The 20,010-nt window shown below is 72.0% G+C and carries 17 protein-coding genes and 2 pseudogenes; 12 read left to right on the forward strand and 7 right to left on the reverse strand.

The window, feature by feature from the left end; genetic code table 11:
• Positions 1-42 precede the first annotated feature (42 nt).
• From glpK to PV419_RS29585, 11 genes and pseudogenes are all read left to right on the forward strand, one after another.
• Positions 43-1,569 (forward strand): glycerol kinase GlpK, encoded by a 1,527-nt coding sequence (gene glpK, locus PV419_RS29540; protein WP_319694146.1) that lies wholly within the window; start codon positions 43-45, stop codon positions 1,567-1,569.
• Positions 1,570-1,572: 3 nt separating this feature from the next.
• Entirely contained in the window at positions 1,573-3,186 is a 1,614-nt protein-coding gene (locus tag PV419_RS29545) for a glycerol-3-phosphate dehydrogenase/oxidase (protein WP_319694148.1), read from the forward strand.
• A 118-nt stretch (positions 3,187-3,304) separates the two neighbouring features.
• A complete protein-coding gene (locus tag PV419_RS29550; protein WP_319694149.1) occupies positions 3,305-3,436 on the forward strand; it encodes a putative leader peptide in 132 nt (43 codons plus the stop codon).
• 113 nt (positions 3,437-3,549) lie between these two features.
• Positions 3,550-3,681: a hypothetical protein gene (locus tag PV419_RS29555; RefSeq protein WP_319694150.1), complete on the forward strand. Its 132-nt coding sequence runs from the start codon at positions 3,550-3,552 to the stop codon at positions 3,679-3,681.
• A 125-nt stretch (positions 3,682-3,806) separates the two neighbouring features.
• A pseudogene (locus PV419_RS53415) lies at positions 3,807-4,325 on the forward strand (ABC transporter substrate-binding protein); the annotation flags it as partial.
• 94 nt (positions 4,326-4,419) lie between these two features.
• Positions 4,420-5,097 (forward strand): annotated as a pseudogene (locus PV419_RS53420) (ABC transporter substrate-binding protein); the annotation flags it as partial.
• A 29-nt stretch (positions 5,098-5,126) separates the two neighbouring features.
• A complete protein-coding gene (locus tag PV419_RS29565; RefSeq protein ID WP_319694151.1) occupies positions 5,127-5,948 on the forward strand; it encodes an ABC transporter permease in 822 nt (273 codons plus the stop codon).
• Entirely contained in the window at positions 5,945-6,796 is an 852-nt protein-coding gene (locus tag PV419_RS29570; RefSeq protein ID WP_319694153.1) for an ABC transporter permease, read from the forward strand. The genes PV419_RS29565 and PV419_RS29570 overlap by 4 nt, the downstream gene beginning before the upstream one ends.
• A complete protein-coding gene (locus PV419_RS29575) occupies positions 6,793-8,607 on the forward strand; it encodes an ABC transporter ATP-binding protein (RefSeq protein ID WP_319694154.1) in 1,815 nt (604 codons plus the stop codon). The genes PV419_RS29570 and PV419_RS29575 overlap by 4 nt, the downstream gene beginning before the upstream one ends.
• Before the next feature lie 308 nt (positions 8,608-8,915).
• Entirely contained in the window at positions 8,916-9,386 is a 471-nt protein-coding gene (locus tag PV419_RS29580; protein WP_319694157.1) for a hypothetical protein, read from the forward strand.
• Between the two features lie 167 nt (positions 9,387-9,553).
• Positions 9,554-10,225: a FadR/GntR family transcriptional regulator gene (locus PV419_RS29585; RefSeq protein WP_319694209.1), complete on the forward strand. Its 672-nt coding sequence runs from the start codon at positions 9,554-9,556 to the stop codon at positions 10,223-10,225.
• A 49-nt stretch (positions 10,226-10,274) separates the two neighbouring features.
• Here PV419_RS29585 and PV419_RS29590 read toward each other — a convergent pair whose 3' ends face one another.
• The 7 genes from PV419_RS29590 to PV419_RS29620 are packed head-to-tail and all read right to left on the reverse strand — an operon-like array spanning position 10,275 to position 18,145.
• Positions 10,275-11,126: an amidohydrolase family protein gene (locus PV419_RS29590; RefSeq protein ID WP_319694159.1), complete on the reverse strand. Its 852-nt coding sequence runs from the start codon at positions 11,124-11,126 to the stop codon at positions 10,275-10,277.
• Between the two features lie 56 nt (positions 11,127-11,182).
• Positions 11,183-12,184, reverse strand: a complete 1,002-nt coding sequence (locus PV419_RS29595) for an aldo/keto reductase (protein WP_319694161.1) — start codon at positions 12,182-12,184, stop codon at positions 11,183-11,185.
• A gap of 36 nt (positions 12,185-12,220) precedes the next feature.
• The gene (locus PV419_RS29600; RefSeq protein ID WP_319694163.1) at positions 12,221-13,267 is read right to left on the reverse strand and encodes an ABC transporter permease; all 1,047 of its coding nucleotides are present in this window, start codon (positions 13,265-13,267) and stop codon (positions 12,221-12,223) included.
• Positions 13,264-14,904, reverse strand: coding sequence for a sugar ABC transporter ATP-binding protein (locus PV419_RS29605; RefSeq protein ID WP_319694164.1), 1,641 nt, complete (start codon positions 14,902-14,904; stop codon positions 13,264-13,266). The genes PV419_RS29600 and PV419_RS29605 overlap by 4 nt, the downstream gene beginning before the upstream one ends.
• A gap of 2 nt (positions 14,905-14,906) precedes the next feature.
• On the reverse strand, positions 14,907-15,941 hold the full coding sequence (locus PV419_RS29610) for a sugar ABC transporter substrate-binding protein (protein WP_319694166.1): 1,035 nt from the start codon (positions 15,939-15,941) through the stop codon (positions 14,907-14,909).
• A 54-nt stretch (positions 15,942-15,995) separates the two neighbouring features.
• Positions 15,996-16,781, reverse strand: a complete 786-nt coding sequence (locus PV419_RS29615) for an SDR family NAD(P)-dependent oxidoreductase (RefSeq protein WP_319694168.1) — start codon at positions 16,779-16,781, stop codon at positions 15,996-15,998.
• A complete protein-coding gene (locus PV419_RS29620; protein WP_319694211.1) occupies positions 16,778-18,145 on the reverse strand; it encodes an enolase C-terminal domain-like protein in 1,368 nt (455 codons plus the stop codon). Before PV419_RS29620 ends, PV419_RS29615 begins: the two co-directional genes overlap by 4 nt.
• Positions 18,146-18,516: 371 nt before the next feature.
• Between PV419_RS29620 and PV419_RS29625 the strand changes: the two genes are divergently transcribed.
• Positions 18,517-19,590 carry a PAC2 family protein gene (locus PV419_RS29625; RefSeq protein WP_319694170.1) on the forward strand — a complete coding sequence of 358 codons (1,074 nt, stop codon included), beginning with the start codon at positions 18,517-18,519 and terminating at the stop codon, positions 19,588-19,590.
• The last annotated feature ends 420 nt before the right edge of the window (positions 19,591-20,010 follow it).

A 20,010-nucleotide genomic window follows, 5' to 3' on the forward strand; every position in this document is an offset into this window, starting at 1 on the left:
CCCCATCCCACCCCCTCTTGACGCGCAGGAGAGCCGCACACCATGACCGATACCCACTCCACCGGCCCGTTCATCGCGGCCATCGACCAGGGCACCACCTCGAGCCGTTGCATCGTCTTCGACCGCGACGGCCGCATCGTCTCGGTCGACCAGAAGGAGCACGAGCAGATCTTCCCCAAGCCGGGCTGGGTCGAACACAACGCGACCGAGATCTGGGAGAACGTCCGGGAAGTCGTCGCCGGGGCCATCAGCAAGGCCGGCATCACCTCCGCCGATGTGAAGGCGATCGGCATCACCAACCAGCGTGAGACCACGCTGCTGTGGGACAAGAACACCGGCGAGCCGGTGCACAACGCCATCGTCTGGCAGGACACCCGCACCGACGCCCTGTGCCGGGAGCTCGGCCGCAACGTCGGCCAGGACCGGTTCCGCCGGGAGACCGGCCTGCCGCTCGCCTCGTACTTCGCGGGCCCGAAGATCCGCTGGCTGCTCGACAACGTCGAGGGGCTGCGCGAGCGCGCCGAGGCCGGCGAGATCCTCTTCGGCACCATGGACTCCTGGGTGATCTGGAACCTCACCGGCGGCACCAACGGAGGCGTGCACGTCACCGACGTCACCAACGCCTCCCGCACCCTGCTGATGAACCTCCAGACCCTCGACTGGGACGAGCGCATCCTGTCCTCCATGGAGATCCCGGCGGCCGTGCTGCCCGAGATCCGCTCCTCCGCCGAGGTGTACGGGAACACCGCCGAGGGCCTGCTCGCGGGCGTGCCGGTGGCCTCCGCGCTCGGCGACCAGCAGGCCGCCCTCTTCGGCCAGACCTGTTTCTCCGAGGGCGAGGCCAAGTCGACGTACGGCACCGGCACGTTCCTGCTGATGAACACCGGCGGCAAGCCCGTCAACTCCTACAACGGCCTGCTGACCACCGTCGGCTACCGCATCGGCGACCAGAAGCCGGTCTACGCCCTGGAGGGCTCGATCGCCGTCACCGGTTCGCTGGTGCAGTGGATGCGCGACCAGATGGGGCTGATCAACAGCGCGGCCGAGATCGAGACCCTGGCCAGCTCGGTCGAGGACAACGGCGGCGCCTACTTCGTGCCCGCCTTCTCCGGTCTGTTCGCCCCCTACTGGCGGGACGACGCGCGCGGCGTCATCACAGGTCTGACCCGGTACGTCACCAAGGCGCACATCGCGCGCGCCGTACTCGAGGCCACCGCCTGGCAGACCCGCGAGATCGTCGACGCGATGACCAAGGACTCCGGCGTCGAGCTCACCGCGCTCAAGGTCGACGGCGGCATGACCTCCAACAACCTGCTGATGCAGACGCTCTCCGACGTCCTGGACGCGCCCGTGGTGCGGCCGATGGTCGCCGAGACCACCTGCCTCGGCGCCGCCTACGCCGCCGGTCTCGCCGTCGGCTTCTGGCCGGACACCGAGGCGCTGCGCGCCAACTGGCGCCGCGCCGCCGAGTGGACCCCCCGCATGGACGCGGATGCCCGCGACCGCGAGTACAAGAACTGGCTCAAGGCCGTTCAGCGGACCATGGGCTGGATCGAAGACGAGGAGTAAGAAATGACCACCCTGCGATGCGTCCCGGCCCTCGGGACGCACCCGGCTGCCGGTTCGATGCCGAGCCGCGCCGAAACCCGGGAACAGCTGTCCAAGGCAACGCACGACCTCCTGGTGATCGGCGGCGGCATTCTGGGCATCACCACTGCCTGGCATGCGGCGCAGTCGGGACTGCGGGTGGCCATGGTGGACGCCGGCGACTTCGCCGGCGCCACCTCCTCGGCCTCCTCCAAGCTGCTCCACGGCGGGCTGCGCTATCTGCAGACCGGCGCGGTCAAGCTGGTCGCCGAGAACCACTTCGAGCGGCGCGCTGTCTCCCGCAGCGTCGCCCCCCACCTGGCGAATCCGCTCACCTTCTACCTGCCGGTCTACAAGGGCGGCCCGCACGGCGCGGCCAAGCTCGGCGCGGGCGTGTTCGCCTACTCGGCCCTCTCCGCCTTCCGGGACGGCGTCGGCCATGTCATCAGCCCCGACAAGGCCGCGCGGGACGTCCCCGAGCTGCGCACCGAGGGCCTCAAGGCGGTCGCGGTCTACGGCGACGGCCAGATGAACGACAGCCGCATGGCCCTGATGACGGTGCGGGCCGCGGTCGAGGCGGGCGCGACCGTGCTCAACCACGCCGAGGTGGTGGGGCTGCGGAAGACCGACGGCCGGGTCACCGGCGCGGAGCTCAAGGACCGCCTGGACGGGACCGAGTTCGGGGTGAACGCCCGCCTGGTGCTGAACGCCACCGGCCCGTGGGTGGACCACCTGCGCGCGATGGAGGACCCGAACGCGGCCCCGTCCATCCGGCTCTCCAAGGGCGCGCACCTGGTCCTCAAGCGCACCGCACCGTGGCGAGCGGCGCTGGCCACCCCGATCGACAAGTACCGCATCACCTTCGCCCTCCCCTGGGAGGACATGCTGCTGCTCGGCACCACCGACGAGGAGTACGAGGGCGACCCGGCCGACGTCCGGGTGAACGAGAAGGACATCGCCCAGATCCTCGACGAGGCCGCCTTCTCCATCCGGGACCAGCAGCTCTCCCGCGACCTGATCACCTACTCCTTCGCCGGGCTGCGGGTGCTGCCCGGCGGGCCCGGGGACACCGCCAAGGCCAAGCGGGAGACGGTCGTCACCGAGGGCCGCGGTGGCATGCTCTCCATCGCGGGCGGCAAGTGGACCACCTTCCGCCACATCGGTCGCACCGTGATGAACAAGCTCGCGCAGCTGCCGGGCCACCCGCTCGCGGACGACATGGAGCCCATATCCCAGCTGCCCAAGCACGTCCCGCTGCCGGGCCTGGCCAACCCGCACGCGGTCGCCCACCGGCTGCTGGTGGACGGCGGCACCCCCGGCCCGCGCATGGCCGCGGACACCGCGCGCCACCTGGCGACACACTACGGTTCGCTCTCCTTCGACATCGCGCGGCTGGCCAACGAGGATCCGGCGCTCGGCGCGCGGATCCACCCGGACGCCCCGGAGATCTGGGCCCAGGTCGTCTACGCCCGTGACCACGAGTGGGCGCAGACGGCGGACGATGTGCTGCGCCGCCGCACCACCCTGACGATCCGTGGACTGGACAGCGAGGAGGTGCGCGCCCGGGTCCAGGAGCTGCTGGATCGCCGCACGGCCTGACGTTCCCCAACGAGGGGGAGGCTCCGCTTCCGGAGCCTCCCCCTCGTCGTCCATCCGCCCATCTCAGGTGGCGAACCGGATCTTCTCAGACCGGTATCGCGCCTGGTACGTTCCGTGGGTGCCTTCCGACGCGCCACACCGCCCGCTGACCGCCAGGGACGTCTCCCCGCGCGGCGCGGTCCGCGCCCGGTTCTCCGCCCGTCGGCACATCGATCTGCACCGCGTCTCCAGCGCCATCTGTCAGGCCTGACGGCTTTTCACCGCCGCCCGGCCTTTCCCTCCTTTTCGCGTTTCGCTTCGGGTATCGCTTCGTTTCGCGTTTCGCGCTTTCTCATCGCTTCGCCTTCCTGGAGACGTATCCCCATGTCCGGCTCACGCCGTCGCTTCGCCCTGTTCGCCGCCATCACGGCGATCTCGCTCGCCGCCACCGCCTGCTCCTCCTCGGCCGGTGCCGATGGCTCCGGGGCGGGGCTCCACACTCGGGCGGCCATCTGACCTTCGCCCTCTCCTCCGACCCGACCTGCGTCGACCCGCAGCAGGTGGCGAACAACGACGCCATCTACCCGGCCCGGCAGCTGGTCGACTCGCTCACCGACCAGGACCCGAAGACCGGGAAGATCGTGCCCTGGCTGGCGAAGTCATGGGAGGTCGGCAAGGACGCCACCACCTTCACCTTCCATCTGCGCGACGACGCCACCTTCAGCGACGGCACGCCGGTCGACGCCCAGTCGGTCAAGGACAACTTCGACGGCGTCGTCGGACTCGGCGCGAAGGCCGTCCTCGGCACCAGCTATCTGGCGGGCTACCAGGGCACCACGGTCGTCGACCGGCACACCGCCAAGGTCCGGTTCAAGGCCCCCAACGCCCAGTTCCTGCAGGCCACGTCCACTTTCACGCTCGGGCTGCTCGCCAAGTCGACGGTGCAGCTGCCCGCGACCAAGCGCTGCACGGACCACCTGATCGGCTCCGGCCCGTTCGAACTCGTCGACTACACCCCCAACAAGTCCGTCGAGGAGCGCCGGCGCGCGGGCTACCGCTGGGGCTCCTCGCTGTGGCACAAGAAGGGCCCGGCCTATCTGGAGCGGCTCTCCTTCAAGGTCGTGCCCGAATCCGGGGTGCGCACCGGCAGCCTCCAGTCCGACCAGGCCGATGCCATCGGCGGGGTCGCGCCCCAGGACGAGGACGGGCTGAAGGGCACCGGCTTCACCTTGCTCAGCCGAGCTCGCGGTCCGCCGGGCGATCCAGCTCGGCATCAACCGCAAGGAGGTCGTCGACACCGTCCTCAGCAGCCGCTACAGGCCCGCGACCAGCGCGCTGGCCGGCACCACTACCGCATACCGGGACCTCGGCGCGCGGCTGCGCTTCGATCCGGCGAAGGCCGGGAAACTGCTGGACGAGGCCGGTTGGCGGCCCGGGCCCGGCGGCGTCCGGGTCAAGGACGGCAGGAAGCTCTCCCTGAAGGTGGTCTGGGGCACGAACTTCGGGCCCAACCAGACCGCGCTCGAGCTGATCCAGCAGCAGCTGAAGAAGATCGGCGTACAACTCACCTTGAAGTCCGTGTCCATCGGGGACTACGTCGCCGTGCGGCAGAAGGGCGACTACGACTACTCCTGGGGCAACACGACCCGCGTGGACCCGGACATCCTGCGCACCGCCTTCTCGAGCAAGCTGCTCAACCTCTCCCGCCTCGACGACCCCGCACTCGACGCGGAGCTGGACAAGGAGGCGGCGGCCGCCGATCCCACCCAGCGCGCCGAACACGTCGCCCGCGCTCAGGAGATCGTGCTGGACAAGGCCTATCAGGTGCCGGTGTTCGAGCTGACCACCGTGCTCGGGCTGTCCCCGAAGGTCCACGGCCTGAACTTCGAGGCGTCCTCCCGGCTGCAGTTCCACGACACCTGGCTCTCCTGACCGGACCGAGCAGAAGGATCACGATCACGATGACGCGCTATCTCGCGCATCGGCTGCTGCAAGCGGTGTTGGTGCTGTGGGCGGCCTTCACCACCTCCTTCGTGGTGCTGTACCTGCTGCCCGGCGACCCGGTCTCCATCATGGCCGCGGGCGGCGCCGACACCAATGACATCAGCCAGGAGCAGCTCGCCGAGGTGAAGCGGGCGTACGGCTTCGACAAGCCGCTGATCGAGCAGTACGGCACCCGGCTGTGGGGTGCGCTGCACGGCGACTTCGGGATCTCCGTGCAGAGCGGGGACCCGGTCGGCCATCTGATCGCCGGTCAGCTGCCCGCCACCCTGCAGCTCACCGGGGCGGGGCTGCTGCTGGCCACCGTGTTCGGGGCGGGGGTGGCGCTGGCCGCCACCTACACCCGTCGGCGCCGGCTGCGGCAGGCCCTGCTGTCGCTGCCCGCGCTCGCCGTGTCCGCCCCGCCGTTCTGGGTCGGGCTGGTGCTGGTGCAGGTGGTGTCGTTCCGGTGGGGGTTGCTGCCGGCCATCGGCAACGAGGGCGTCGGCAGCCTCGTACTGCCCGCGATCACCCTGGCCCTGCCGACCGGGGCGGTCCTGGCGCAGGTCTTCGCCAAGAGCCTGCGGCGTACCCTCGCCGAGCCGTACGTGGAGACGGCGCCGGCCAAGGGCGCGAGCCGCCGGCGGGTCCACTTCGGGCACGCCGCGCGCAACGCCGCGCTCCCGCCGCTGACCGTGGCGGGGGTGCTGGTCGTCCTCGCCAACCTGGTGGTGGACCTGGTGTATCCGCTGCTCGACCCGCGCATCACCACGGCCCGTAAGGCGTCGGCGGTGGCCCGATGAGCGAAACGACCGGCACGATACGCGAAACGTTCTGGCTGCGCCGCCCCGGCCTTGTGCTGTCGGTGGTGGTGCTCGTGTGCGTGCTTCTGGCGGCCTTCTTCCCCGGCCTGTTCACCGGGCAGGACCCGCTGTCCGGTGTCCCCGCCGACAAGCTCCAGCCGCCGAGCCCGCACCATCCGTTCGGCACCGACCAGCTGGGCCGCGACCTGTTCTCGCGCGTGGCGCACGGCGCGGCGCTCTCGCTCAAGGCGACCGCGCTGGCCGTGGCGGTCGGACTGGTCGTCGGCTCGGGCCTGGGGCTGCTGGCCGGGTACGCGGGCGGGCTGCTCGACGACGCGCTGATGCGGGTCGCCGACGTCCTCCTCGCGATCCCCAATCTGCTGCTCTCGCTCGCCCTGGTCACCGCGCTCGGCTTCGGCACGGTGAAGGTGGCGATCGCGGTCGGGGTCACCAGCGTGGCGAGCTTCGCCCGGATCATGCGCTCGGAGGTGCTGCGGGTGCGCGAGGCCACCTACGTGGAGGCGGCGCGGTCGGCGGGGGCGCGCCGGGGCTCGGTGCTCCTGCGGCATGTGCTGCCAGGCGCCTCGGGGCCGGTCCTGGTCCTCGCGGCCGTCGAGTTCGGCACCGTCGTACTCGCCGTCTCCTCGCTCAGCTTCCTGGGCTACGGCGCCGAGCCGCCCACCCCCGAGTGGGGCTCCCTGGTCTCCGGCGGCCGCAACTACCTCGCCACGGCCTGGTGGCTGACCACCCTGCCCGGCCTCACCATCGCGGCCACCGTGCTGGCCGCCAACCGGATCTCCCGCGCGCTCGACGGGGAACTCAACGAGGAAAGGGCGGAGTCGCGATGACCGCCGACACCCCACCCGCGCCCCTCCTGTCGGTCCGCGGCCTGCGCGTCTCGTACCGCACCCGTACGGACACGCTGCCCGCGGTGCGCGGCGTGGACCTGGATGTCGCGCCCGGCGAGGTCGTCGCGGTGGTCGGCGAGTCCGGCTCCGGCAAGTCCACCACCGCGCACGCGCTCATCGGCCTGCTGCCCGCGGGCGGCCGGCTGGAGGGCGGCGAGATCCGCTTCGACGGCACCGACCTGGCGACGGCCGGCGACGCCGTGCTGCGCGCCCGGCGCGGCCGCGAGATCGGGCTGATCCCGCAGGACCCGATGGTCTCGCTCAACCCGGTGCAGCGGATCGGCCGCCAGGTCGCCGAGGTGCTGGAGATCCACGGCCTGGCGGACCGGGCCGCGGCGCGCGCCGAGGCGGTACGGATCCTGGAGCAGGCCGGGCTGCCGGACGCCGCCGTACGGGCCCGGCAGTATCCGCACGAGCTGTCCGGCGGAATGCGGCAGCGGGTGCTGATCGCCATCGCGCTGGCCGCCCGCCCCCGGCTGGTGATCGCCGATGAGCCCACCAGCGCGCTGGACGTCACGGTGCAGCGGCAGATCCTGGACCACATCGAGACGCTCACCCGCGAGTCGGACACCGCGGTGCTGCTGATCACGCACGACCTGGGCGTGGAGGCGGACCGCGCGCGGCGGATCGTGGTGATGTCGCAAGGCGAGGTCGTCGAGACGGGCCCGGTGCGGGACGTCCTGGAGTCCCCGCGCCATCCGTACACGCGCCGTCTCCTGGCCAGCGCGCCAAGCCTCGCGAGCGCGCCAAGCCTGGCCAGCGCGCCCGGCCGCGCGGCCGGTCCCGGCCCGGCGGACGGCGCCCGCCCGGTGGACCCCCCGGCGCCGGCGGTCGGCGCCGCAGGGCGGCGCGCGTTCTCGGCTCGGCTGGTCGGTGGCCGTCGTGCGGAGCCGCGTGGTGGGGGGCAGGGGGCGGAGGTCGGCGGGGCGGCCGGGGGCGAACTCGTCGTGGTCGAGAACCTGGTCAAGGACTTCCCGCTGCCGCGCGGCGGCGCCCGCGGCGACGCGAGGTCGCTGCGCGCCGTCGGCGACGTCAGCTTCCGCATCGGCCGCGGCGAGACGTTCGCGCTGGTCGGGGAGTCCGGGTCGGGCAAATCCACCACCGCGCGCATGGTGGTGCGGCTGGCCGCCCCGACGGCCGGGCGGGTGTCCTTCGACGGGCAGGACATCACGCGCCTGTCCGGCGAGGCGCTGCGGCGGCTGCGGCAGCGGATGCAGATCGTGTACCAGAGCCCGTACGCCTCGCTCGATCCGCGCTTCTCCGTCGCCGAGATCATCACCGAGCCGCTGCGCGCCTTCAGGGTCGGTGGTCGCAAGGAGCGGCTGGCCCGCGCGGCCGAGCTGCTGGAGCGGGTGGCGCTGCCGGGCTCCGCGCTGCGCCGCAAGCCGGCCGAGCTGTCGGGCGGCCAGCGGCAGCGGGTGGCGATCGCGCGGGCGCTGGCGCTGAAGCCGGACCTGGTCGTGTGCGACGAGCCGGTGTCCGCGCTGGATGTGTCGGTGCAGGCGCAGATCCTGGACCTGCTCGCGGAGTTCCAGCGCGACCTGGGGCTGAGCTATCTGTTCATCTCCCACGACCTGGCCGTCGTACGGCGGATCGCCGACCGGGTCGCGGTGCTGCGCGGCGGCCGGGTGCTGGAGTCCGGCCCGGCGGAGGAGGTCTTCGGCTCGCCTTCCCATCCGTACACCGAGGAACTGCTCGCCGCGATCCCGGGCTCCCGGTACGCGGTCGCCGATGGGGTGAGGACACCTTGAAGTTCTCCGCAGGGACGGTCAACTGACTCGCCAGTAAAAAATCAACGAATCGCTCTTGCGTTCTTCGATGGCGCGCGCATCAATAACAGCGCCCCACCTGACGGTTAGTCAGCACCGGTGGCGGTCTGCGCGAGGCCCGAGCCGCAGCCCCGCGCGATCTCACCCCCCGCACCGCGCACACGTACGCAGCGACGCGCCCTCGGGCGCGCCCGGGATCCCGCAGCGCCTCGTGTGCGCTGCTCAAGGCAACAAGCAACAAGCACTGACGCGGCTAGGCAGGCACCTCCCCCACACCGGAAGGCAGTCCCATGAGACGCATGAAACTCGGGATCGGCACGGCACTGGGAGCAGCGGGCATGGCCATGGGCGCGCTCGCGCTCGCGCCGACCGCCACCGCGGTCACCCCGACCACCGCGACCCTGACGGCCGAATGCGGCACCTACGGCTCCGGCCTGGCCACGCTCACGGCCACGCAGAGCGGGACGTCCGCGACCATCACCCTGTCCTCGGGCGCCATCAAGGCACCCATCGACGTTCCGGCGGGCTCGGTGAACTCGACACTGACCCTCTCGAAGAACGGCTCCGGAACCACGACGTTCACCGGCAGCTCCAACCCGGCCATCCCGACCGGGTCCGACGTGACCACCGGTCCGCTCAAGGGCACGGTCGCGGCCGGCGACAAGCTCGAGGCCAAGTCGCTGAAGCTGGTGATCTTCGGTCTCATCACGGTGAACTGCACCGCCACCTCGGCTCAGTCGCCGGGGCCGTTCACCTTCTGATCGCGTACAGCGCGTCCCGGCACCATGTGATCGTCAGCGGACCGGCGTCCACCCCGGCAGGGGACGCCGGTCCGTTCGGCACGCCATGCCGCCCTCGTCGGCGGGCAGGCGACGCCGCGCGCCATAATGGAGGCAGACATCGGATGTCTGACCCGGGGAGGTCCATGATGGCGGTCACCGACGAGGCGATCGAAAAGATCAAAGGCATGATCGTCTCGGGCGCGTTGCGCCCGGGTGACCGGCTCCCGAAGGAGAGCGAGCTCGCCGCCGAGCTGGGCCTGTCCCGCAACTCGCTGCGCGAGGCGGTGCGCGCCCTGTCGCTGATCCGGATCCTGGACGTGCGCCAGGGCGACGGCACGTACGTCACCAGCCTGGACCCGCAGCTACTGCTGGAGGCGCTGAGCTTCGTCGTCGACTTCCACCGGGACGACACCGTGCTGGAGTTCCTCGCGGTCCGGCGCATCCTGGAGCCCGCGGCCACGGCACAGGCCTGCGCCCGGATCAGCGACGCCACGCTGGACGCGCTGGGCGCGCAACTGGACGCGCTCGGGCCGGAGCCCTCGGTGGAGGAGCTGGTCGCCGGCGACCTGCAGTTCCACCGGGGCATCGTCCAGGCCTCGGGCAACTCGGTGCTGTGCTCGCTGCTGGACGGCCTGTCCGGACCCACCACCCGCGCCCGCGTCTGGCGCGGGCTGACCCAGGAGGACGCGGTCAGCCGCACGCTGCGCGAGCATCGGGCGATCCTGGGCGCGCTGCGGGACCGCGACGCGGAGGCGGCGCGGTCCTGGGCGACGGTGCACGTCGCGAGCGTGGAGCAGTGGCTGCGCTCCACGCTGTGACGAGGGTTTCAGGCCGTACGCGCTCGCTACGCGCCGAGGCCGTACGCGGTCACTGCACGTTCAGGCCGTACGCACGGACCGCCGTGCCCCCGAACACCGCCGCCCGCTCCGCCTCCGTGAGGCGGAGCGTGGCGCGGTCGGCCAGGTCGACCACCTGGTCGTAGGTCGCGGCCAGGGCGCACACCGGCCAGTCGGACCCGAAGAGCACCCGGTCGGGGCCGAAGGCGTCCAGCACATGCCAGGCGTAGGGCAGCACCTGCTCCGGGAGCCAGGAGTCCCAGGCGGCCTCGGTCACCAGGCCGGAGAGCTTGCAGACGACGTTCGGCAGGGCCGCCAGCGCGGCCAGCTGCCCGTCCCACGGGTCGCGGGCGCCGCTCGCGACGGACGGCTTGGCGGCGTGGTCGAGGACGAAGCGCACCGCCGGCAGCTCGCGGACGGCGTCGAGGACCGCGGGCAGCTCGCGCGGGGTGACCAGCAGGTCGTAGGCGAGGTCCGCCTCGGCCAGCCGGGTCAGCCCCCGGCGGACGTCGGGGCGGTCCAGCCACCGCTGGTCCGGCTCGTCCTGCACCTGGTGGCGCAGGCCGACGAGGCGGTCGCCGCCGGGCGCGGCGCGCAGGGCCGCGAGCACATCGGGCAGTTGGGGGTCGGTGAGGTCGGCCCAGCCCACGACGCCCGCGACGCGGTCCGACGCCTCGGCGGTGGCGAGGAGTTCGAGCGTCTCCTCGTGCGAGGAGCTGGACTGGACGACGACGGTGGCGTCGACGCCGTGCGCGTCGAGGTGCGGTGCCAGGTCCTTGAGGGTGAACGTACGGCGGATCGGGTCGGCCCAGGGGCCGTCCATCCACGGCTGTTCGCGGCGGTCCAGGTCCCACAGGTGGTGGTGGGCGTCGATGCGCGGCACGGCGGGGCGCTCCTCGGGATCGGCGGCGGGTCGGCGGTCGGACTGTGAGCAATCGGTCAGGAGGCGATCGGCAGGGGGACGTCCTCGTCGAGCAGGCCCCGGTCCACCAGGGCCCGCCACAGCTCGTCCGGGATGTCGCGGCCGAACATCTCGGCGTTGTCCCGCATCTCCTCGGGCGAGGCGCAGCCGACGACCGCCGCGGCCACGGCCGGGTGACCGAAGGGGAAGCGCAGGGCCGCCGCGCGCAGCGGTACCCCGAACTCGCCGCAGACCGCGGCCAGGTGCCGGGCGCGCGCCAGCATGTCGGCGGGCGCCCGCTCGTAGTTGTAGTGCGCGTCCGGGGCGGGGTCGGCGAGCAGTCCGGAGTTGTAGACGCCGCCGGCCACCACGGAGGTGCCGCGCCGCTCGCACACGGGCAGCAGGTCGTCGTAGGCCGTGCGCTCCAGAAGGGTCCAGCGGCCGGCGCACAGCACCACGTCGACGTCGAGGTCGGCCACGAACCGGGCGAGTACATCGCTGTGGTTCATGCCGAAGCCGATGGCGCGTACGAGCTTCTGGTCGCGCAGTTCGGCCAGGGCCGGGAAGGCGGTCTCATAGACATCGCGGATGTGGTTTTCCACATCGTGGAGGTAGACGATGTCGACGCTCTCCAGGCCGAGGCGGTCCAGCGAGGACTCCAGGGTGGCGCGGATCCCGTCCCGGGTCAGCTTCCACTCGCGGACGCGGTCCGGGGTCCCCACAAACCCCTGGGCGTCGACCGGCTCCCCGGGCTTCCGGGGCCGCAGGGCGCGCCCCACCTTGGTGGAGACGGTGTACGAGGCACGGTCGCGGCCCGCCAGGGCGCGCCCCAGGCGCTCCTCCGACAGGCCGACCCCATAGTGCGGCGCGGTGTCCATATAGGCGCATCCGGCCTCGAAGGCGGCCTGGACGGTGGCCATGGCGCGCTCCTCGGGCATGGCCGTGTACAGATTGCCCAGCGGCGCGCAGCCGAGCCCGAGCGCCGGTACGTAGACGCCCGTGCGCCCCAGCTCGCGCGGCCCTTCAGGTGGCTGCGTCATGAGTCACCCGCCCTTCCGGTCGGTCCCGTTTTTTCGTCAGTCCTGCTTCTCGCCGCTGGCGTAGCGGGAGATGATGAGCGCGACGATGATGATCGAACCGTTGATGAACTGGTTCCACAGGGGCGGCACGCCGCCGAGCGTCATCACGTTGACCACCAACTGCAGCGTAAGCACACCCGTGAGCGCCCCGAAGAGCGTGCCGCGGCCGCCCTTGAGGCTGATGCCTCCGATGACCGCGGCGGCGAACACCTGGAAGATCCAGCCGTTGCCCTGGGTAGCGGCCACCGAGCCGTAGTGGCCGGTGTAGAGGATGCCGGCGAAGGCGGCGAGCAGCCCGCCGATGGCCAGCACGATCCAGGTGATCCCGTCGACCCGGACGCCCGCCGCGCGGGCGGCCTCCGGGTTGCCTCCGATGGCGTACAGCGCGCGCCCGTGCCGCAGGTAGCCCAGCGCCAGGCCACCGACGGCGTACAGCCCCAGGCAGATCCACACGGCCGCCGGGGCTCCCATCCAGCTGGCCTTGCCCAGGTAGCGGAAGGACTCGGGGACGTTGATGATCGACTGGCCCTCGGCGATGCCGACCTGGAGGCCGCGCAGCATGGTGAGCATGCCGAGGGTGGCGATGAAGCCGTTGACGCGCAGTTTGAGGATGAGGAAGCCGTTGGCCGCCCCGATCGCGGCGCCGACGGCCAGGCACAGCGGGATCGCGGTCCAGGTGGGCAACAGGCCCAGGCCCTCGAACCGGGCGCCGTGGGCGGGCAGCACCAGCCACAGGGCGATCACGGGCGCGACGGCGATGGTCGACTCCAGGGAGAGGTCCATCCGCCCGCAGATCAGGATCAGGGCCTCGCCCAGCACCAGCAGCCCCAGCTCGGTGGACTGCTGGACGACGCCGATCAGATTGTCCTGGGTGAGGAAGGCGGGCGAGACGATGAAGCCGATCACGCCCAGGACGAAGATCACCGGGACCAGTGACAGATCCCGCCAGCGGGCGATGTCGATCTTCGGTCGCGCCCGTCCCGCCGTCGCCGGTTCGCCGGCCGCCACCACCTCGGCGGGGCGCTGCCGTGCGGTATCGGTCATGACTGGCTTCCCTCTTTCCCCCTATTTCCGTTTCCCGCTGATTCCCCTGCTGTCGCTGCTCTTCCCTCTGCTGTTCCTGCTCTTTCCTCCGGGCCCGTCATCCCTTCCATCGCGGCGACCAGCCCGCGGTCGCTCCAGTCGCTGCCGAACTCGGCGACGACCCGCCCGTGGAAGAACGCCAGCACGCGGTCGCACACCCGCAGGTCGTCCAGCTCGTCGGAGACGATCAACGCGCCGCTGCCGGCCGCCGCCACCTCCCGTACGACGCCCAGCAACGCGTCCTTGGACTTCACGTCCACGCCCGCGGTCGGGCGGATGGCCACCAGAACGCTCGGCTCGCGCGCCAGCGCCCGCGCGATGACGACCTTCTGCTGGTTGCCGCCCGAAAGGCCGGAGACGGGCTGCCCGGGGCCCGAGGTCTTGATGTCGAGCGAGGTGATCATCCGGCTCGCGAACGCGCGGGTCCGGGAGGGCAGCACCGTCCCGAAGGGCCCGAGCTGGTCGGTCACGGTCAGCGTGGCGTTCTCGGCGACGCTGCGGCCCAGGACCAGGCCCTGGCGGTGCCGGTCCTCGGGCACATAACCGATGCCCGCGTCGATGGCGTGCGGCACGCTTCCGGGGCGTACGGCACGGCCGCGCACCGCCACCCGCCCGCCGTCCGGCTTGCGCAGCCCCACCAGGGTCTCGCCCACCGCCGTGTTGCCGCTGGCCGTCGCCCCGGCCAGGCCCACCACCTCGCCCGGCCGCACCACCAGGTCCAGTGGGTCGAACTCGCCCGCGCGGGAGAGCGCTTCGGCGCGCAGCACCGGCTCCGCGCCCAAGCCGGCCTCCTGGCGCGGTGCGGGCGCGGGCACCACGCCCCGCACCCCCTTCGGCGACCCCGCCTCGGTATCCCCGGTCATCGCCGCGACCAGCTCGTCCTTGGGCAGCTCGGCGACCGGGGCGGTCACCACGTGCCGGGCGTCGCGGAAGACGGTGACGGTGTCGCAGAGCTCGTAGACCTCCTGCAGATGGTGCGAGATGAACAGGAAGGCGACGCCCTGCCGGCGCAGCTCGCGCAGCTTGGTGAAGAGCCGTTCGATGCCGCCCGCGTCGAGCTGCGCGGTGGGCTCGTCGAGGATGATCAGGCGGGCGCCGAAGGACAGCGCCCTGGCGATCTCGACGAACTGCCCCTGCTCGACGGTGAGGTCCTTGGCGCGGGTCCGTGGGTCGACGTCCACCCCGTACTCGGCCAGCAGGGCGCGGGCGTCCTCGCGCAGCGCGCGCCAGCGGATCCGTCCGGTGCCCTGGAAGCGGCCGAGGTAGAGGTTTTCGGCGACCGTCAGGTCGGGCACCACCATGGACTTCTGATAGACGCAGGCCACCTTGCGCTGCCAGGCGGCGGTGTCGCCGAAGCCGGGGGCGGGCTCGTCCGAGAAGGTGACGGTGCCCTGGTCGGGCCGCTCCATGCCGGTCAGCACGGACACCAGCGTGGACTTGCCCGCCCCGTTGCGCCCGACCAGCGCATGGGCCTCCCCCGGCCGTACGGCCAGATGCGCGCGGTCCAGGGCCAGGGTCGGCCCGAACCGTTTGACGACGCGCTCCGCCCGTACGACGGTGGGCTCCGCGGCGGGGATGGGCTGGTCAGCGGCGGCCATGGCTACTTCTTCTCGAGCTGGTTGGCCCACAGCTTCTTGTCGTCGACGTTCTCCTTGGTGACCAGCGGCGCCGGGAGCTGGTCCTCCAGGCCGTTCTTGATCTTGACGATCTCCGAGTCGTGGTCGGTCTTGCCGGGTTTGAACGTCTTGCCGTCCAGAGCCGCCTTGGCGTACTCCAGCGCGTACCTGGCGTAGAGGTCGGCGGGCTGGGAGAGGGTGGCGTCGATCTTTCCGGAGCGGATCGCGTCCAGCTCCTCCGGGATGCCGTCGTTGGAGATGATCGTGATGTGCCCCTTTGACCCGGCGGGCTTGAGCAGCTTCTTCTGCTCCAGCAGCGCGAGGGTGGGCTGCAGGAAGGCGCCGCCCGCCTGCATGTAGATGCCGTCAAGGTCCTTGTGCTGGGCCAGCAGGCTCTGCAGCTTCGCGGAGGCGACGTCGCCCTTCCAGTCGGTGGGCAGCTCGTGCACCTTGATGCCCGGGTACTTCTTCTTCATGCAGGAGGCGAACGCCTCCGACCGGTCGCGGCCGTTGATGGAGCTGAGGTCGCCCTGCAGCTCGGCGACCCGGCCCTTGCCGCCCAGCTGCTCGCCCAGGTAATCGCAGGCCTTGGTGCCGTAGGCGCGGTTGTCGGCCCGTACGACCATGTAGACCTCTCCCGCGTCGGGGCGGGTGTCCACGCTGACGACGGGGACCTTCTTCTCTTTGAGCTGGTCGAGAGTGGAGGAGATCGCGCCGGTGTCCTGGGGGGCCATGATGATCGCCTTGGCACCCTGGTCGGTGAGGGCCTGGACGTTGGCGACGAGCTTGGCGATGTCGTTCTGCGAGTTGGACAGCGGCAGCGCGTTGACCGTGCCGTCGTCGATGCCCTTCTCCAGGTACTGCTGGTAGGAGTTCCAGAAGTCCGTGTCGGTGCGCGGCATGTCGATGCCGACCTTGCCGCCGCCCGCGCCGTTGCTCTCGCGGTTGCAGCCCGCGAGAGCGGCGGCGGCCAGCAGCACGGCACAGGCGACGGTGCCGGTCGTGCGGAGTCTCGTCATCGAGTCCCGTCCTTGATCGAAGGGTGCGGCTCTGTGCTCCAGGGCTGTGGGGTCTTACAGAGCGGGGCGCAGGCGCAGGCCCTGCATGCCTCCGTCGACGGCCAGCGCGGTGCCGGTGACGGCCGCGGCGGCGGGGCTCGCCAGGTACGCGACGGCCGCCGCCACCTCGTCGGCGGCCACCAGCCGTCCGGTCGGCTGGCGGGCTTCCAGCGCGGCGCGCTCGGCCGACGGGTCGTCGGCCTGGCCGAGCAGCCGGCCGACCCAGGGGGTGTCGACGGTGCCGGGGTTGACGCAGTTGACGCGGATGCCCTCGCGTACGTGGTCGGCGGCCATGGCCAGGGTCAGCGCGAGCACCGCGCCCTTGCTGGCGCTGTAGGCGGCGCGCTGCGGCAGTCCCGCGGTGGCCGCGATCGAGCAGGTGTGGGTGATGGAGACGCTGCCGGGCCGCTCGGCCGCGGCGGCGCGCAGATGGGGCAGCGCGGCGCGGGCGGTGCGGACCAGGCCCAGGACGTTGACGTCCAGCACCCGCTGCCACTCCTCGTCGGAATTGTCCTCGACGGTGCCGATGGCGCCGATCCCGGCGTTGCCCACGACGGTGTGCAACGCGCCGAACTCGGCGACGGCCTCGGCGACCCCGTCGCGTATCGCCTCGTCCGAGGTGACGTCCGCCTTCACCGCCAGGGTGCCGGCGGGGGCGCCGGCCGGGTCGCGGTCGAGCACCGCGACCCGCGCGCCGCGGTCGCGCAGCAGGGCGGCGATCGCGGCGCCGATGCCGGAGGCGCCGCCGGTGACCAGCGCGGCCAGCCCCTCGAAGTCGCCGGTCGGGTGGGCCTGGTTCACGAGGTTCCCTCCTGGAGTGCGGCGTTCCGGGCCTGCCACTCGGGCCCGTCGGGGTAGCGGTGGGCGGCGATGGACTCGGGGTGCATCCGCGCGGAGAAGCCGGGCGCGGCCGGGGCGAGATAGCGGCCGTCCTTGACGACGGCCGGGTCGGCGAAGTGCTCGTGGAGGTGGTCGACGTACTCGATGACCCGGTCCTCCCAGCTGCCCGAGACCGCGACGAAGTCGAACATGGCCAGGTGCTGGACGAGTTCGCACAGGCCCACGCCGCCGGCGTGCGGGCAGACCGGCACGCCGAACTTGGCGGCGAGCAGCAGGATCGCCAGGTTCTCGTTGACGCCGGCCACCCGTGCCGCGTCGATCTGCACGAAGTCGACGGCGCCGGCCTGCAGCAGCTGCTTGAAGACGACGCGGTTGGCGACATGCTCACCGGTGGCGACCTTGACGGGCTGTCCGCTGCGGATGGCGGCGTGCCCGAGGACGTCGTCGGGGTTGGTGGGCTCCTCGATCCAGTGCGGTTCGTACGGCGCCAGGGCGCGCATCCAGCGCAGCGCCTCGGCCACGTCCCAGCGCTGGTTGGCGTCGACCGCGATCCGCACGTCGGGGCCGACGGCCTCGCGGGCCAGACGCATCCGCCGCAGGTCCTCGTCGAGATCGCCGCCGACCTTGAGCTTGATCTGGCCGAAGCCGTCGGCGACGGCCTCCTGCGCGAGCTTGATCATCTTCTCGTCGGAGTAGCCGAGCCAGCCCGGGGAGGTGGTGTAGGCGGGATAGCCCCGCTCGCGCAGCAGCGCGGCCCGCTCGGCGCGGCCCGGCTCGGCGGCGCGCAGGATCTCCAGCGCCTCCTCAGGGGTGAGGGCGTCGGTGAGGTAGCGGAAGTCGACCAACTCGACGAGGTCTTCGGGCGGCATGTCGGCGAGGAACTGCCACAGCGGCTTGCCCGCCTGCCGGGCGGCGAGGTCCCAGGCGGCGTTCACCACCGCGCCGGCCGCCATGTGCATCACGCCCTTCTCGGGGCCGAGCCAGCGCAGCTGCGAATCATGTGTCAGATCCCGGTAGAGGGCACCCAGGTCGGCCGCGGTCAGCGGCGCGGGGCGGCCTACGACATAGGGGCGCAGCGAGCGGATCGCGGCCGCGGTGACATCGTTGCCACGGCCGATCGTGAAGACGAAGCCATGCCCTTCGGCCGGGGCAACGCCGACCTCCCCCGCCGCGTCCCCCTCGGCGCCCTCCGGCGCGTCCGTGCACAGCACGACGTACGCCGCCGAGTAGTCGGGGTCGGGGTTCATGGCGTCCGAGCCGTCAAGTTGTTCCGAGGTGGGAAACCGGACGTCATGGACCTCGATCTCGGTGACGGTCGGGCGCAATCTCAACGAAGACTCCCTGTACGGCGCGATAGGACATCGGACCTTTCACGATGATCCGATGTATAGCGCCGGTCGGGCCCGCCCGTCCAGAGGGGTGCGCGAAATTTCCTCGGGACAGCCAGCGAACAGGTCGGATGAATCTCTGCTCGCCGTCGCGCCTCGCCCTCTGCCTCTCCTTCTGTCCGTCCCCTGTACCTTCCCTGTCCCTTCTCCGTCCCTTCTCCGTCCCTTCCCTGTCCCTTGCTCTTCCCCACCCCCACATGGGGGCTGCGGCGGGAGGCCCTGGAAGCCGTAGGCTTGGGACGCACGCGAATGGAACTGCAGCCGGAGGCGGTACGGAACCGTCCGCCCCGGTCGGAAGGAGGCGCTGGGTGATCGAGCTTGAGGGGGTTCCCGAGCTGATCGACCCGGTCATGATCTGTGCCTTCGAGGGCTGGAACGACGCCGGAGACGCCGCCTCCACCGCGGTGGGGCACCTGGATCGGGAATGGAAGGGCGAGGTCTTCGCCGCGCTCGACGCCGAGGACTACTACGACTTCCAGGTCAACCGGCCGACCGTGGCGCTCGAAGGCGGGATCCGCAAGGTCACCTGGCCGACCACCCGGCTCTCGGTGGTCCGCGCGGGCGGCGGCGACAAGCCGCGCGACCTGGTGCTGGTGCGCGGCATCGAACCGAGCATGCGCTGGCGGTCGTTCTGCAACGAGATCCTCGGCTACGCCCACGAGCTGGGCGTCGAGATGGTCGTGGTCCTCGGCGCGCTGCTCGGCGACACCCCGCACACCCGGCCGGTGCCGGTCAGCGGCGTCACCTCCGACCCGGATCTGGCCCGCAGCCTCGACCTGGAGGAGTCGCGCTACGAGGGGCCGACGGGCATCGTCGGCATCCTCCAGGAGGCGTGCACCCATGCCGGCGTCCCGGCGGTGAGCCTGTGGGCGGCCGTGCCGCACTACGTCTCGCAGCCGCCGAACCCCAAGGCCACCCTGGCCCTGCTCAACCGCCTCGAGGACCTGATCGGCGTGCGCATCCCGCTCGGCGAGCTGACGGAGGACGCGCGCGCCTGGCAGCTGGGGGTGGATCAACTCGCCGCGGAGGACAGCGAGGTCGCGGAGTACGTCCAGTCCCTGGAGGAGGCCCGCGACACGGCGGAGCTGCCGGAGGCGTCGGGCGAGGCGATCGCCCGCGAATTCGAGCGCTATCTGCGGCGCCGGGACGGCCAGCCGGGCCCGGGCGGCCACGCGACGGACGCGGCCGGCGGGGTCGCGGACGGGCGCGACGGCGGTACGGGCTCGTACCTGCGCGACTCCTCCAGCCCGGGTTCCGGCACCGGCTCCGCGCGGCCACGGAGACCTTCGGCGAAGGACGACGCGGAGGAGGAGGAGGAGGAGCGGGACGAGAACGGCGACGGCGACGAGGGCGGCCGCGAGCGCCCCGACGACCAGGACTGAACGAGCCCTGGCCCGGGCCCATCCCGGGCCAGGGCTCGGGGCCTCGGCGCCCGGGCCCGGCGCCCCCGTGCCGCCCTTTTCGCAGCATCGATGTGGGGGCTCCGCCACTGGCCCCCGGAAACCGGGGCCAGGGGGCCAACCACGAAGCCCCCAGGGGTGTTTCGAAAGCAGCGCCGTCCGCCCGGCGGGCGGGTCTCGCGGCGTCTGGTCCACGCGCTCGTCCTCGGCCCCGGCGGCCCGAACACCTCGAGCGCCCGGGCCCGGCGCCCCGGAGCCCGGCGAACCGACAGGGCGCGGCCCGACCGGCCCGAGGGCAGGGCATGTCGGGCGGCCTCTCCGCCATCCGCCCCTCCCGCCCCGGTCGATGTGCGGCTCCGCCGTAGGGGCTTTCCTGGGCCCCGGGGTTGGGGCGAGCCCCCG

The sequence above is a fragment of the Streptomyces sp. ME19-01-6 genome (genome assembly GCF_033793745.1).
GTDB lineage: Bacteria > Actinomycetota > Actinomycetes > Streptomycetales > Streptomycetaceae > Streptomyces.

Coding starts and splice junctions, on each gene's coding strand:
- glpK (WP_319694146.1), top strand. CDS start 43: ATGACCGATACCCACTCCACCGGCCCGTTCATCGCGGCCATCGACCAG.
- PV419_RS29545 (WP_319694148.1), top strand. CDS start 1,573: ATGACCACCCTGCGATGCGTCCCGGCCCTCGGGACGCACCCGGCTGCC.
- PV419_RS29555 (WP_319694150.1), top strand. CDS start 3,550: ATGTCCGGCTCACGCCGTCGCTTCGCCCTGTTCGCCGCCATCACGGCG.
- PV419_RS29565 (WP_319694151.1), top strand. CDS start 5,127: ATGACGCGCTATCTCGCGCATCGGCTGCTGCAAGCGGTGTTGGTGCTG.
- PV419_RS29570 (WP_319694153.1), top strand. CDS start 5,945: ATGAGCGAAACGACCGGCACGATACGCGAAACGTTCTGGCTGCGCCGC.
- PV419_RS29575 (WP_319694154.1), top strand. CDS start 6,793: ATGACCGCCGACACCCCACCCGCGCCCCTCCTGTCGGTCCGCGGCCTG.
- PV419_RS29580 (WP_319694157.1), top strand. CDS start 8,916: ATGAGACGCATGAAACTCGGGATCGGCACGGCACTGGGAGCAGCGGGC.
- PV419_RS29585 (WP_319694209.1), top strand. CDS start 9,554: ATGGCGGTCACCGACGAGGCGATCGAAAAGATCAAAGGCATGATCGTC.
- PV419_RS29595 (WP_319694161.1), bottom strand. CDS start 12,184: ATGACGCAGCCACCTGAAGGGCCGCGCGAGCTGGGGCGCACGGGCGTC.
- PV419_RS29600 (WP_319694163.1), bottom strand. CDS start 13,267: ATGACCGATACCGCACGGCAGCGCCCCGCCGAGGTGGTGGCGGCCGGC.
- PV419_RS29605 (WP_319694164.1), bottom strand. CDS start 14,904: ATGGCCGCCGCTGACCAGCCCATCCCCGCCGCGGAGCCCACCGTCGTA.
- PV419_RS29610 (WP_319694166.1), bottom strand. CDS start 15,941: ATGACGAGACTCCGCACGACCGGCACCGTCGCCTGTGCCGTGCTGCTG.